This is a genomic window from Neisseria sicca 4320 (genome assembly GCF_000193735.1).
Classification (GTDB): domain Bacteria; phylum Pseudomonadota; class Gammaproteobacteria; order Burkholderiales; family Neisseriaceae; genus Neisseria; species Neisseria sicca_E.
In genome coordinates, this window is record NZ_AEPF01000051.1 from 24,432 (window position 1) to 38,105 (window position 13,674).

General features: G+C 49.2%; 13 protein-coding genes. 10 read left to right on the forward strand and 3 right to left on the reverse strand.

What is annotated here, in order from left to right:
* Nucleotides 1-80: 80 nt before the first annotated feature.
* The 10 genes from NSCA4_RS0104645 to NSCA4_RS0104690 all read left to right on the forward strand — a co-directional run bounded on the left by NSCA4_RS0104645 (nucleotide 81) and on the right by NSCA4_RS0104690 (nucleotide 11,541).
* Nucleotides 81-782 (forward strand): 5'-methylthioadenosine/adenosylhomocysteine nucleosidase, encoded by a 702-nt coding sequence (locus NSCA4_RS0104645; RefSeq protein ID WP_016687050.1) that lies wholly within the window; start codon nucleotides 81-83, stop codon nucleotides 780-782.
* Between the two features lie 141 nt (nucleotides 783-923).
* Nucleotides 924-2,717, forward strand: a complete 1,794-nt coding sequence (gene lepA / locus NSCA4_RS0104650) for a translation elongation factor 4 (protein ID WP_029609528.1) — start codon at nucleotides 924-926, stop codon at nucleotides 2,715-2,717.
* Nucleotides 2,717-3,736, forward strand: a complete 1,020-nt coding sequence (gene lepB / locus NSCA4_RS0104655; protein WP_016687052.1) for a signal peptidase I — start codon at nucleotides 2,717-2,719, stop codon at nucleotides 3,734-3,736. The genes lepA and lepB overlap by 1 nt, the downstream gene beginning before the upstream one ends.
* 313 nt (nucleotides 3,737-4,049) lie before the next feature.
* Nucleotides 4,050-4,934 carry a DMT family transporter gene (locus tag NSCA4_RS0104660; protein WP_016687053.1) on the forward strand — a complete coding sequence of 295 codons (885 nt, stop codon included), beginning with the start codon at nucleotides 4,050-4,052 and terminating at the stop codon, nucleotides 4,932-4,934.
* 323 nt (nucleotides 4,935-5,257) lie between these two features.
* On the forward strand, nucleotides 5,258-6,235 hold the full coding sequence (locus NSCA4_RS0104665) for an ABC transporter substrate-binding protein (RefSeq protein WP_016687054.1): 978 nt from the start codon (nucleotides 5,258-5,260) through the stop codon (nucleotides 6,233-6,235).
* A gap of 418 nt (nucleotides 6,236-6,653) precedes the next feature.
* On the forward strand, nucleotides 6,654-7,571 hold the full coding sequence (locus tag NSCA4_RS0104670) for a hypothetical protein (protein WP_016687055.1): 918 nt from the start codon (nucleotides 6,654-6,656) through the stop codon (nucleotides 7,569-7,571).
* Nucleotides 7,572-7,745: 174 nt separating this feature from the next.
* Entirely contained in the window at nucleotides 7,746-8,543 is a 798-nt protein-coding gene (locus tag NSCA4_RS0104675) for an ABC transporter permease (protein WP_016687056.1), read from the forward strand.
* Entirely contained in the window at nucleotides 8,543-9,235 is a 693-nt protein-coding gene (locus NSCA4_RS0104680; protein ID WP_016687057.1) for an ATP-binding cassette domain-containing protein, read from the forward strand. Before NSCA4_RS0104675 ends, NSCA4_RS0104680 begins: the two co-directional genes overlap by 1 nt.
* Before the next feature lie 298 nt (nucleotides 9,236-9,533).
* Nucleotides 9,534-10,148: a CadD family cadmium resistance transporter gene (locus NSCA4_RS0104685; RefSeq protein ID WP_004519352.1), complete on the forward strand. Its 615-nt coding sequence runs from the start codon at nucleotides 9,534-9,536 to the stop codon at nucleotides 10,146-10,148.
* 295 nt (nucleotides 10,149-10,443) lie between these two features.
* Nucleotides 10,444-11,541, forward strand: coding sequence for an NnrS family protein (locus NSCA4_RS0104690; protein WP_016687058.1), 1,098 nt, complete (start codon nucleotides 10,444-10,446; stop codon nucleotides 11,539-11,541).
* A gap of 113 nt (nucleotides 11,542-11,654) precedes the next feature.
* Here NSCA4_RS0104690 and yciA read toward each other — a convergent pair whose 3' ends face one another.
* The 3 genes from yciA to NSCA4_RS0104710 all read right to left on the reverse strand — a co-directional run bounded on the left by yciA (nucleotide 11,655) and on the right by NSCA4_RS0104710 (nucleotide 13,674).
* The gene (gene yciA, locus NSCA4_RS0104695) at nucleotides 11,655-12,092 is read right to left on the reverse strand and encodes an acyl-CoA thioester hydrolase YciA (protein WP_003742967.1); all 438 of its coding nucleotides are present in this window, start codon (nucleotides 12,090-12,092) and stop codon (nucleotides 11,655-11,657) included.
* 104 nt (nucleotides 12,093-12,196) lie between these two features.
* Nucleotides 12,197-12,970: a peptidoglycan editing factor PgeF gene (gene pgeF / locus NSCA4_RS0104700; RefSeq protein WP_016687059.1), complete on the reverse strand. Its 774-nt coding sequence runs from the start codon at nucleotides 12,968-12,970 to the stop codon at nucleotides 12,197-12,199.
* A gap of 122 nt (nucleotides 12,971-13,092) precedes the next feature.
* A complete protein-coding gene (locus tag NSCA4_RS0104710) occupies nucleotides 13,093-13,674 on the reverse strand; it encodes a hypothetical protein (RefSeq protein ID WP_016687061.1) in 582 nt (193 codons plus the stop codon).

The window sequence follows — 13,674 nt, forward strand, 5'->3', positions numbered from 1 at the left end:
AATATGGCGGATTCAATACGGGTATGGAATGCCGTCGCTGCTGTTATAATACCGCCCACAATTTCATGGAAAGGTAAAAAATGTCTGTACAAACAGTAGCGGTCATCGGCGCAATGGAACAGGAAATCGAGCTTTTGCGCGATGCAATGGATAACGTCAAAAGCGTGTCTTTCGGTAAGTTTACCGCCTATGAAGGCGAGATGGCGGGCAAACGCATGGTGTTGGTATTGAGCGGAATCGGCAAGGTCAACGCAGCGGTTTCAACAGCTTGGGTTATCCATCAATTCGCGCCGGACTGCGTCATCAATACCGGCAGCGCGGGCGGTGTAGGCAAAGGTATGAAAGTCGGCGACGTAGTGGTCGGCACGGAAATCGCGCACCATGATGTCGATGTAACAGCGTTCGGCTATGTTTGGGGACAAGTACCGCAACTGCCCGCCGTATTCGTTTCAGACGACCTCTTAGTCGGCAAGGCAAAACAGGCGGCGGAAGTGTTTGAAGGCGCGGCGGTAGAGCAAGGCTTGATTGTCAGCGGCGACCGCTTTGTCCACAGCAGCGAAGGCGTAGCGGAAATCCGCAGCCATTTCCCCGAAGTCAAAGCGGTGGAAATGGAAGCGGCGGCGATTGCGCAGGCCTGCCACCAGTTGAACACGCCTTTTGTCGTGATCCGCGCCATGTCCGACTCGGCGGACGAAAAAGCGGACATCAGCTTTGAAGAGTTTTTGAAAACGGCGGCCGCAAGCTCGGCGAAAATGGTGGAAAAGATTGTCGCGTCGCTGTAAAACACGTATAAAATCATGCGGAAACAGTAAATTTCCGCTAGAATGTCAGGCTATTTCACTTTACCTGAAGGTCGTCTGAACGGTCTATTTGATTTTCAGACGACCTTTTCAGAATCACTGCTTATCTTTCAAAATAACAATATGAAAAATATCCGAAATTTCTCCATCATTGCCCACATCGACCACGGCAAATCAACGCTTGCCGACCGCTTCATCCAATACTGCGGCGGCCTGGATTTGCGCGAAATGAGTACGCAGGTGCTCGATTCCATGGACATCGAAAAAGAGCGCGGCATCACCATCAAAGCGCAAACCGCCGCGCTCAACTACAAAGCACGCGACGGGCAGGTGTATCAGCTCAACCTGATTGACACGCCGGGACACGTCGACTTCTCTTACGAAGTCTCCCGCTCGCTGTCCGCCTGTGAAGGCGCGCTTTTGGTCGTTGACGCGTCGCAAGGCGTGGAAGCGCAAACCGTGGCGAACTGCTATACCGCGATTGATTTGGGCGTGGAAGTCGTGCCTGTTTTGAACAAAATCGACCTGCCTGCCGCCGACCCCGACCGCGTGGAACAGGAAATCGAGGACATTATCGGCATCGATGCCGTCGGCGCGGTGCAATGTTCCGCCAAAAGCGGCATCGGCGTGGAAGACGTTTTGGAAGAAATCGTTGCCAAAATCCCCGCACCGACCGGCGATGAAAACGCACCGCTACAAGCCGTTATCGTCGATTCGTGGTTTGACAACTACGTTGGCGTGGTCATGCTGATTCGAGTGAAAAACGGCACCATCAAGCTGAAAGACAAAGTGCGCTTTATGAGCACCAAAGCGGAAACGCAGGTTGAGCAGCTAGGCGTATTCACACCGAAATCGGTTCAAAAACAAGAACTCAAAGCCGGAGAAGTGGGCTTTTTGATTACCGGCGTGAAAGAATTGGGACAGGCAAAAGTCGGCGATACGGTTACATTGGTTGCCAACCCCGCCTCAGAGCCGCTGCCCGGCTTCCAAGAAGTGCAAAGTCAAGTATTCGCGGGTCTCTACCCCGTAGAAAGCCACGATTACGAAGCCTTGCGCGACGCTTTGGAAAAATTGCAGCTTAACGACGCTTCGTTGAAATTCGAACCTGAAGTTTCTCAGGCATTAGGCTTCGGCTTCCGCTGCGGCTTCTTGGGTCTGCTGCACTTGGAAATCGTACAAGAACGCTTGGAGCGCGAGTTCGACATGGATTTGATTACTACCGCGCCGACGGTGGTTTACGAAGTCGTGTTGAAAAGCGGCGAGAAAATCGAAGTCGAAAACCCGTCCAAACTGCCCGACATCGGCAGCATCGAAACCATTCTCGAGCCGATTATTACCGCGACCATCCTCGTGCCGCAGGAATACGTCGGCAACGTCATGACTTTGTGTAACCAAAAGCGCGGCGTGCAAGTCAATATGCAATACATGGGCCGTCAAGTCATGCTGACTTACGATTTGCCCATGAACGAAGTCGTGATGGACTTTTTCGATAAACTCAAATCCACTTCGCGCGGCTATGCCTCGTTGGACTACCATTTTAAAGAGTTCCAACCGTCTGATTTGATTAAGCTCGACATCATGGTCAACGGCGAAAAAGTCGATGCCTTAAGCCTGATTGTGCACCGTCAAAGCGCGGTTCACCGAGGCCGCGAGCTGGCATCGAAAATGCGTGAACTGATTCCGCGCCAAATGTTCGACATCGCCGTCCAAGCCGCCATCGGCAGCCAGATTATCGCCCGCGAGAACGTCAAAGCCCTGCGTAAAAACGTCTTAGCGAAATGTTACGGCGGCGATATTACCCGTAAGAAAAAACTTCTCGAAAAACAAAAAGCAGGCAAACGCCGCATGAAACAAGTGGGCAACGTGGAAATCCCGCAAAGCGCTTTCTTGGCGATTCTGCAAGTGAGCGACAAATAATGAGCACAAATTTAATCTACGGCGCGATTGCCGCCATCGTTATCGGCATTTTCCTTTATTTCAAAAGCAGCAAAGAGCGCCAAGAAAACGGAGAATGGAGCTCCGGCCTGCAATGGGCGTATCTTTTGTGCATGATCGGCGTTTTCGGCATTCTGTCTTTTTACATGAGCTTTACCGCCGTATTGCTGATATTTGTCGTATTCACCGGCATCGTTTGGGTAATCCACAAAGGTCGTCTGAAAAAAGACCCGTCGCATCAGGACAAAGCCCACTTTACCGACTACATGAGCGGCTTTTTCCCGATCATCCTCGTCGTCTTCATCCTGCGAACCTTTATCGCCGAGCCTTTCCAAATCCCGTCCAGCTCCATGCGTCCCGGCTTGGTTAAAGGCGACTTCATCCTCGTGAACAAATTCGCCTACGGCATCAGAACCCCGATTATCAACAATGTGCTGTTTCCGACCGGACAAATCGAGCGCGGCGACGTCGTTGTGTTCAACTACCCCGTCCAGCCTGAAATGAACTACATCAAGCGCATCGTCGGACTGCCGGGCGATACCGTCGAATACCGCGACAAAGTCCTGACCGTCAACGGACAAGCCACCCCCGACCAACCGAACGGCACCTACTCCTACCCTGACGATACCGAGCCGTCCGCGATTCATAGCCCCGAACTTTTTCAGACGACCCTCAACGGAAAAAGCTTCAACATCCTGAAAGAACCCGGACAGCCCACCATATCGATCCCTGCACTCGATAAATACCGTATGGAAATCATGCCTGAAAACGGTTATTCCGTAGAGCAAAGCGGTTTGGAACACTGTCAATACGCCGAAGACGGCAGCGGCTTTACCTGCAAAGTGCCCGAAGGCCGTTACTTCGCCATGGGCGACAACCGCGACAACAGTGCCGACTCCCGCTACTGGGGCTTTGTAGACGACAAACTTATCGTCGGAAAAGCCTTCTTCGTGTGGATGAACTTCGGCGATTACAGCCGTATCGGCAGCAGTATCCACTAAGTTGCCCGTTTCATTTCGTTAAAGACAAAGGTCGTCTGAAAGCTGATTTTCAGACGACCTTTGTCTTTTCGGCGGAATAAATTGAAAGCAGGTTCCCATCATTGCCAATTTATAGTTATCTATGCGGGAAGCGGCTTTATTTTGAAACCTGACCTGTATGGTTAAGTTTCTGAAGCGTACTGATTTTCCTCAGGAGAAGCCGGAAGGGAAATAAGATATTGCACCTACTTATTATTCTTTCGGATTCGCGTTACCATGCACAATCCTTTTCATCACTTTAAATCCTCATGCCAATCCGTTGCGGAGTAAGTTCATGAATATCCGTTCCGACTCTTATGCAGCACCATTCCTCATCTTCGGCTGCGTCTTATTCGGGCTGGGAAGCCTGATTGTCAGATTCGTCCCCGTAGGCCCGTATGCAGTTGCATTTTGGCGGCTGCTGATTGCGGCGGGCGTGTTTTGGCTGCTCTGCCGTTTTTTCGGGCAAAAGCTGCCTAAAAGCAGAAGGGCGGTCAAATATGCCATGTTGTCCGGCATATTTCTGGCGTTTGATTTGTCATTGTGGCATGAAAGCGTATATGCGGTTGGGCCCGGGATTTCCACATTGCTCAACAGCTTGCAGATATTTTTTCTGTCCGCCATCGGATTTTTCTTTTTTCAAGAACGCTTGAACAGCCTGCAAGTTGTGAGTCTGATATTGGCGGTTGGCGGGGTTTTCCTAATCGGCAGTCCCGAGTTCAACCACAATGCCCACGCCTTATGGGGCTTTGTCAGCGGAATTGCGTCGGGCGGGCTTTTGGCATTGTCTATGGTGTTCGTCCGCAAAACGCATGAAGTTGAAAGGGTGGCGCTTTTTCCATTGATGATGGTTTTGAGTTTCGGCGGCGCGTTGTCCCTGATTGTTCCTGCGCTGATTTTCGACAGCAACGCCCTATACCCGACGCAATGGCGCGATATAGGCTTAGTCTTGATATACGGCGTAGTCATGCAATGTTTGGCATGGGGGATGATTGCCTATGCAATTCCGCTGCTGTCCCTGTCTTTAACCGGTTTGCTGCTGCTTTCCGAACCCGTTGCCGCTTTGCTGATTGATTATTTTTGGTTGGACAAGCCGATTAACACTTTGCAGTGGTTTGGTGTTGTTTTGACTTTGTCGGCGATTTATCTTGGTTCTTTAAAACCGAAAAACGCAAATTAAGCCGTATTGGGGAACAAAAGGTCGTCTGAAAACCGTTTTCAGACGACCTTTTATTTCAATATTATTAATAGGCGTAATGCCGAAAAAGATTTGCGTTTCTATATATAAACGGATGTCGGGACAATCGTGCCTTTACTTCCATTTTCTTTAATAGCATAATGAATAAAAATTATTATCAAAATATGGATGGTAAAACAGAGTTGCGGATCTAGATAGGCTCTGGTGTGTCCATTCCTATGTCTGGCGCAGCTCAAACCCATCTTAGAGGGATTCTGTTAAACAGCCGGGCTGAAGTCCGCGCTACCTAACCAGGAGATTGGAAAATGGAACTGAAAAGACGTGATTTCTTAAAAATGACCGCCGCGCTGGCAGCGGCAGGCGTTTCGCCTTCGCTGTTGGCGGCGGGGAAAGAGCAGTTTACCGTGTACGGCGCGCCGGCGATGCCCAGCGTAACCATTGCCGTAGCGGCGTTGCAGGGCAAGCTGGCGAAGCAGGCGGATGTGTCGCTCAAGGTTTGGCGATCGCCCGACCAGCTTCGCGCGGGCGTGGCGAGCGGGCAATTTAAAGTGATGATGAGTCCGAGCAATGTCGGCGTAAACCTGCGCAACCAAGGGCAGAAAGTCGGTATGGTGAATATTTTGACCAACGGCATCACGCAGTTGGTCTGCAAAGGCAGCGCGATTGCCTCGCCGCAGGATTTAGTCGGCAAAAAAATCCTGGTGCCGTTTAAAAACGACATGCCCGACATCGTGCTGCAAGCCTTGTTGAAAAAACTGAAAATCGACGCGCATAAAGTCGGCATCACTTACACCGCCACGCCGCCCGAAGCGGTGGGGCTGTTTTTAAGCAAGGACTACCACGCCGCCATCCTGCCCGAACCGATGGCAAGCGCCAGCATGCTCAAAGGCAAAACCATGGGCGTAAACGTCGTGCGCGGCTTTGACTTAGTGAAAGCATGGGGGCAGGCGTTTGACACCAAGCCGCTGATTCCGATGGCAGGCATCATCGCTAACGAGGAATATTTCCACGCACACAAAGCGCAGTTCGACCTCTTCCATCAAGATTTGAAAAACGCCCTCAACTGGATACTCGCCAATCGCCAAAACGCGGCGAAAATCGGCAAAAACTACCTCCCCGCCCCCGAACCCGCCCTAGTCATGGGCTTGGACGGCGCACGGCTGACGGTAACCAAAGGCAGCGAAGTGAAGAACGAGATTTTGAAGTTTTACGAAATTCTGATGCAGTTCAACCCGAAACTCTTGGGCGGCAAGTTGCCGGATAACGGATTCTTCTTGGCTTAAAGGGGGAAGAGGTCGTCTGAAAAGGGCAGGGTAGTTGTGAATACCTGATTTATCATTTTTCAGACGACCTGTCAGTACATTATCAGCAGCGTAGGTCGGATTCTTGAATCCGACGTTTCGGCTAAACGGGGCTGTCGGATACGAGTATCCAACCTACTTTTTTCAGACGACCTATCAGATAATAGTTAGAACAGTACACAAAAAGCCGTTATTCCCGCGCAGGCGGGAATCCAGTCCTCGATATTGCAGGAATGTTTTAAAATTGCAGCGACGTCAAACTTCTGGATTCCCGCCTGCGCGGGAATGACGGCGGGTGGTTAGCCATTTGGGCTTGACGGAGAAGCCAGTATCTACATTTGCTATAAAAGAATGGGTATGTTTAGGGGTTGTTTGATTTAATAAATATTGGAGAACATATATGTCTAAATATGAAATAAAAAGTAATTTATCTGAAAAACAAATTGAAGCAGATGTGGCAGCTTATTTTGGGTGGTGTTCTCAGGGTATGCCTTTTAGACTTTTAGATACTGATGAATTAGAAACGGGTGCAGATAAAGAATATCACCCCAAATATGGTGGAGTAATCTACATGCAATTTAAGAAATCCGGAGGGTTAGAGCCCATTTCTAAAGTCCCATTATCTGGAAGAAAAAACATGAGTAAAAAAGAAGAAATAAGAAAATTCAGAGATGAAAATAAGTTAGATGATGACCCTACTTTATATTTTAAATTAAGAGATAAAGCAAAAACAGCAATTGATTTTCAACATAATATTTTAAAAAAACACCATAGCCCTCCTAATTCATATGCTATTTATGTTGCTCCATTGATTTTAGACAAAGGAGTATATTATCAATCGCTATTTGATAGTTGTTATGAATATGGCAGATACCTATTAGATCCATTTTACTGGCAATTAAAGTGTATTCCATTTTTAAGAAATCATGTATCAATAGTCCCACATGTGGATGTTTTTGACTCTAATCATTATTATGCATATTCTCAAGCAGGAACAGATATAAGTTGGCATTCCCCATCTATATTAGAGCATGAACCAAGAAGGTTATCTGATTTTATATACAATTTATTTGAAGATAAAAAGCGTGAAGAAGGTTATATAATTCAACAAATTGTTAATAATATAATTGAAATTGCTAAAAATTATCAAGTTGAATTACCTTTTAGGGATTTTCCTTTTAGAGATTTTCCTCTTAGGGATTTTCCTTTTAATGAATATGAAGGAGAACCGATTTTACTTATTAAAAAATATGGCGAGTGGCTTAAATTTAATTACAATATAAAGCAATTTTTAATTGTTCGAAATCAAAACTATTAACCACAGACATATATCAATAAAACACCGAAATCCCAAGCCAAAGGTCGTCTGAAAAACACTATTTGGGAAAACCAAGCCGTTTCGTTGGGTTACGGCGTTCCGTCTAACCCAATCAACCATTTTTTCAGACGACTTACCGTTCCCAAACCATCCCTATCAACCAACACCCAAAACATGATTAAAACCGACAAAATCCGCAAACCGCAGCCTGCGGTGTTTTACATCATCGACTACCTTTGGAGCGGCTTTGCCGGTCTGAGCGTGGCGATGGTGGTGGTGGCGTTGTGGGCGTGGGGCAGTGCCGTGTTTGGTGAGTTTATGCTGCCCGCGCCGGTGGAGGTGTTTCAAAAGTCGTTTGATTTATTGAAACATTTTCAGGAAAACGAAATCGGGATTTCGCTGTGGCGGTCGGTGGTGGGTATTTCTGTTGCGCTGGCGGCGGGATTGGCGGCGGGGCTGGTGGCGGGCAGTTTTAAGACGGCGATGGCGTTGCTCAAGCCTGTGATTACGATTTTGTTGGCGATGCCGCCGATTATTTGGGTGGTAATGGCTCTGTTTTGGTTCGGTTTCGGCAATCCGAGCGTGCTGTTTACCATTATTGTGTTGGTTGCGCCGCTGACGTTTGCGAGTGCGGCGGTCGGAATGGCGAGCGTGAACAAACAGCATGAGGAATTGTTTGATGCTTATAAATTAGGCCGTCTGAAAAAAATCCGTTATCTGTATATCCCGCATCTGACGGGCTATGTGATTTTCAGCATCGGCGTGGCGGTGGCGATGGGGGTGAAGGTGGTGATTATGGCGGAACTCTTGGGCGCGAGCGAAGGCGTCGGCGCGCGGATTGCGGATGCAAGGGCGATGCTGGAAACTTCGACGGTGATGGCTTATGTGGTGTTGGTCATCGTGTTTGTATCGCTGTTTGAATACCTGATTACCAAGCCTTTGGAAATTTTGTTTATGCCGTGGAGGAGATGATGCTCTGTCTTGAAAACGTGCGTTTTGAAATTCTCCGCGACCCCATCGTGCGCGATTTCAGTTTGAACCTGCAACATGGCGAAGTGAAGGCTTTATTCGGGCCGAGCGGCTGCGGCAAGACGACGGTTTTGCGGCTGATTGCGGGCTTGGAAACGCCGAAATCGGGCTCGATACGCAATACTTTCCGCAAAACGGGTTTTCTGTTTCAGGAAAACCGCCTGCCGGGAAACTTGACCGCGATGCAGAATATCGCTATTTTTATGGACAAACCCGATGAAGGCGAAATCATCGCGCTGGCGGCGAAAGTCGGGCTGACTGCGGGCGATTTGAACAAATATCCGACCGAATTGTCCGGCGGCATGGCGAAACGGGTAGCATTTTTGCGCCTGCTGCTGTGCGGCTGCGACCTTGCCCTGCTGGACGAGCCGTTTGTCGGTTTGGATCGCGATTTGCGCGATATTTTGGTTGCCATGCTGGTGGAAAAAATCGAGCGGCAGGGCATGGCGTGTATGCTGGTAACGCACGACCGCTTCGAAGCCGCGCGCCTGAGCCATGAAATCATGCTGCTTTCCACTAAGGGCATGAACGTGCAAAATGTGATTACCCTGCCCACGCCGTTGTCCGAACGCGATTCGGCTTTTGAAGAAGCCGTGGTAGCAAGTAAGTTTCAGGGGATTCATTATTATGAGTGATGGGGGGATTTGAGTGTCTGACGAACCTTGCGGTTCGCTGCCCTCTCCCTAACCCTCTCCCACGGGGAGAGGGGATCAGGTTGCTGAAAATTAGAGGGTGCAGGATTGGGAATCGGATAGCAGGTAAACCTGAGAATGCTCGGGTTTGGCAGCTTAATCCCCTCTCCCCGTGGGAGAGGGTAAGCAAGCCGCAGGCTTGCCTCTTTAGCGAAAGATACGAATCTGTTATCCGAACGCGATTCGGTTTTTGAAAAAGCCGTGGTGCCAAGGGGGCAGGGGATTCATTATGAGGTGCTTTATGTTTTCGACTGTGATTACTGCTGCTGTTTTATATATTGCTACAGCAGTAGATTTGTTGGTAATACTATTAATATTTTTTGCTAGAGCAAATACTAGAAAAGAATATCGAGATATTTATATCGGACAATATTTAGGTTCTGTAATTTTAATATTAGTTAGTTTATTTCTAGCTTTTGTTTTGCATTATGTTCCGGAAAAATGGGTGTTGGGTTTATTAGGTTTAATACCGATTTACTTAGGTATTAAAGTTGCTATTTACGACGATTGTGAGGGCGAAAAAAGAGCTAAAAAAGAATTGGATGAAAAAGGGTTGTCAAAATTAGTCGGTATTGTTGCTTTGGTTACAGTTGCTAGTTGTGGTGCAGATAATATTGGACTTTTTGTTCCTTACTTTGTGACTTTAGATCTTGTCGACTTATTAGTTACTCTTCTTGTATTTTTAATATTGATTTTTGTTTTAGTATATACAGCACAAAGATTGGCTAATATTTCAGGTATTGGTGAAATTGTAGAGAAGTTTAGTCGTTGGATAATGGCTGTTATTTATATTGGTTTAGGATTATTTATTATTATTGAAAATAATACAATTCAAACAATAATATCAATAATATGAATGATACGGGCATTTGAGTATCTGACAAACCTTGCGGTTCGTTACCCTCTCCCTAACCCTCTCCCACGGGGCGAGGGGAACAGGTTGCTGAAAATCAGAGAGCGCAGGATTGAAAATCAGATGGCAGGTAAACCTGAAAATGCTCGGGCTCGACAGCCTAATCCCCTCTCCCCGTGGGAGAGGGCTAGGGAGAGGGTAAGCAAGCCGCAGGCTTGCCTCTTTGGCAAAAGATACGGCCCTGTCCGCCCAATAAATCCGTATCCGAAAGCATCTTCATGCAGAATTAAGCCAAGCCATGAATAAATTTTTCACCCACCCCATGCGGCCGTTTTTTGTCGGCGCGGCGGTGCTTGCCATACTTGGCGCGTTGGTGTTTTTCATCAGTCCCGCCGCCATCGTCCTGCACCGCCAAATCTTCTTAGAACTCATGCTGCCTGCGGCATACGGCGGTTTTCTGACTGCCGCCATGCTCGAATGGACGGGTTATAAAGGTCGTCTGAAACCCGTTGCCACCGTCTTGGCGGCGCTGTTGCTTGCCGCATCCGTCCTGCTGCCGTTTTCGCCGCAAACCGCTTCGTTTTTCGTCGCTGCTTATTGGCTGGTGTTGCTGCTGTTCTGCACCTGGCTGATTTGGCTCGACCGCAACACCGACAATTTCGCCCTGCTGATGCTGCTTGCCGCGTTCACCGTTTTTCAGACGGCCTATGCCGTCAGCGGCGATTTGAACCTGTTGCGCGCGCAAGTGCATTGGAACATGGCGGCGGTCATGTTTGTATCCGTCCGCGTCAGTGTCCTTTTGGGCGCGGAAGCCCTTAAAGAATGCCGTCTGAAAGACCCCGTATTCATCCCCAACGTCGTCTATAAAAACATCGCCATCACCTTCCTGCTGCTGCACACCGCCGCTGAACTTTGGCTGCCCACGCAGACCGCCGGTTTTACCGCATTCGCCGTCGGTTTCATCCTGCTCGCCAAGCTGCGCGAACTGCACCATCACGAACTCCTGCGCAAACACTACGTCCGCACTTATTACCTGCTCCAACTCTTTGCCGCCGCAGGTTATCTGTGGACAGGCGTGGCGAGACTGCAAAACCTGCCCGCCTCCGCGCCCCTGCACCTGATTACCCTCGGCGGCATGATGGGCGGCGTGATGATGGTGTGGCTGACTGCCGGACTGTGGCACAGCGGTTTTACCAAACTCGACTACCCGAAACTCTGCCGCATCGCCGTCCCCATCCTCTTCGCCGCCGCCGTCTCGCGTGCTGTTTTAATGAACGTGAACCCGATATTCTTCATCACCGTCCCCGCGATTCTGATCGCCGCCGTGTTCGTGCTTTATCTGTTGACATTCGTACCGATTTTTCGGGCGAATGCGTTTACGGACGATCCGGAGTGAGAGTTTCTGCTTCATCCTGTCAGTCAATAGCAAATCCTGTATCGCCTTAAGTCAAAAGGTCGTCTGAAAATCTCCAATATGGGTTTTCAGACGACCTTTGCTTAAATCAGGGTTTAAATCAGACCTTGCAGTTTCGGGTTGCCTTCTTTTGGAATAGGGCGCGTGTTGCCTTCGCTGTCGATGGCGACGTAGGTGAAGACGGCTTCGGTAACGAGTTGGCGGTCTTCAGTCAGGTGGTCGTTCATCAGCGTTTTCACCCAAACTTCGATTTTCAGTTGCAGCGAAGTATTGCCCACGCGCACGCAGCGTCCGTAGCAGCAAACCACGTTGCCCACTTTAACGGGGCGGATGAAGTTCATTTCCTGAACGGCGACGGTAACGATGCGGCCTTGCGCGATTTCCGCTGCCAAAATGCCGCCGCCCAAATCCATTTGCGACATAATCCAGCCGCCGAAAATATCTTGGTTGGGATTGGTGTCTTGCGGCATGGCGACGGTGCGCAGCAAAAGCTCGCCTTGAGGGTGGGAACGGTGTTCGTTTTTTTGAGTCATGAGAATATCCTTTTGAGCGGTGCAGATTGGGGTGGATTTGAATGTTGGCGGATTGTGTCTTACAAAGGTCGTCTGAAAGAGGATAGGGCGTTTCAGACGACCTTTTATGCCTGTTCCAACCAAATCAGGCTGACCATGCGGCCGGTTTGTCCGTCGCGGCGGTAAGAGAAGAAAGTGTCGCGTTCCAAGACGGTGCAGTGTGTGCCGCCGTAAATCATATCCACCCCTTCGCGGCGCAGAACCAAACGTGCCAGCGCGTAGATGTCGGCAAGATACTTACCGCCGCCGATGTCTTCGAATGCGTCCGTCGCTTCGGGCATGGGCGTACAAAATGCCTCGAACACATCTTGTCCGACTTCAAATGCGTCTGCGCCGATGGCAGGACCGAGATATGCCATGATTTCGACGGGCGCAACATTCATCGCGGCAATGGTGTTTTGCAACACGCCGCCCGCCAAACCGCGCCAGCCCGCGTGTGCGGCAGCGACGACCGTACCGGCTTTATCGCAGAACAAGACAGGCAGGCAGTCGGCAGTCATCGCGGCGCAGGCGGCTTTACCCGTGTTGTCCACCGAAGCGTCGGCGTCGGGCGCGTTACCCAATGCGTCGGCAGCGTTGACGACGATGGTGCTGTGGATTTGATTAAGGTAGGCTACGGGCAGCCCGACCTGTTCCTGCACGATTTCACGGTTGCGACGTACGGCATCGGAATCGTCGCCGACGTGCGAACCGAGGTTCAAACTTTGATACACGCCTTGGCTGACACCGCCGTTGCGTGTGGTAATCAGGGTTTTCACGTTGGCGGGCGCAGGCCAGTCGGCAGTCAGGAAATTTTTGCCTTGCGGGGCGAGGTTTAAGGTTTCTGTGATGGTTTTCATGTTTTATCTGAGTAAGGAAAGGTTTGAAAAGAATGCGTCTATCAGTCTCGACACGCCACATTGTACTTTTTCAGACGACCTTTTCATCTACTGCGTGAAAGCTATTTGAACATTCGATCAGGCTAGTTGTACAAGCCGTTTTCATCCAAGGGCAGATTCATCTGCTTGGCAATATTTTGCGCAGCAGCCGCGAAATCTTTTTTGTCTGACGGCTTGCTATAAATAAAAGTCAAAATTCGAACGTATGGTGCGGGATATGGACGGCGATATTCCAGCGTAAAAAATTCTCCATAGAGATCGCCTCTCCATCTGATTGCCGATAAGTGGTCATTTTCAGAAAGAGGATATTCCATAACGATCTCGCTGCCTTCCCAATGCGTCAGGATTCGTTTGACAGGGTCGTATTGCCAAGACTTATCCTGTAATTTTTCCAATGCTCTTTTTTTGGATGATAGAGACACATACGGGAAGGACAAAATCATTATCAAAAGAAATGACAGCATGAAGACACCGGAGCCTATGTTCAGAATCTCCATATCTTCCATGTTCCGCGTACCCAACCATACGGGCAGCGCAATCATGTAAACGATGGCAGCTTTAGTGGGAAGTCGATATGTTTTTTCAGATGTCAAATTGCCGTAACCCGCCAGCCACTGCATTTTGCCGTCCATTTGTGCAAGTGTGACCAAATCTGAAGAAGACAT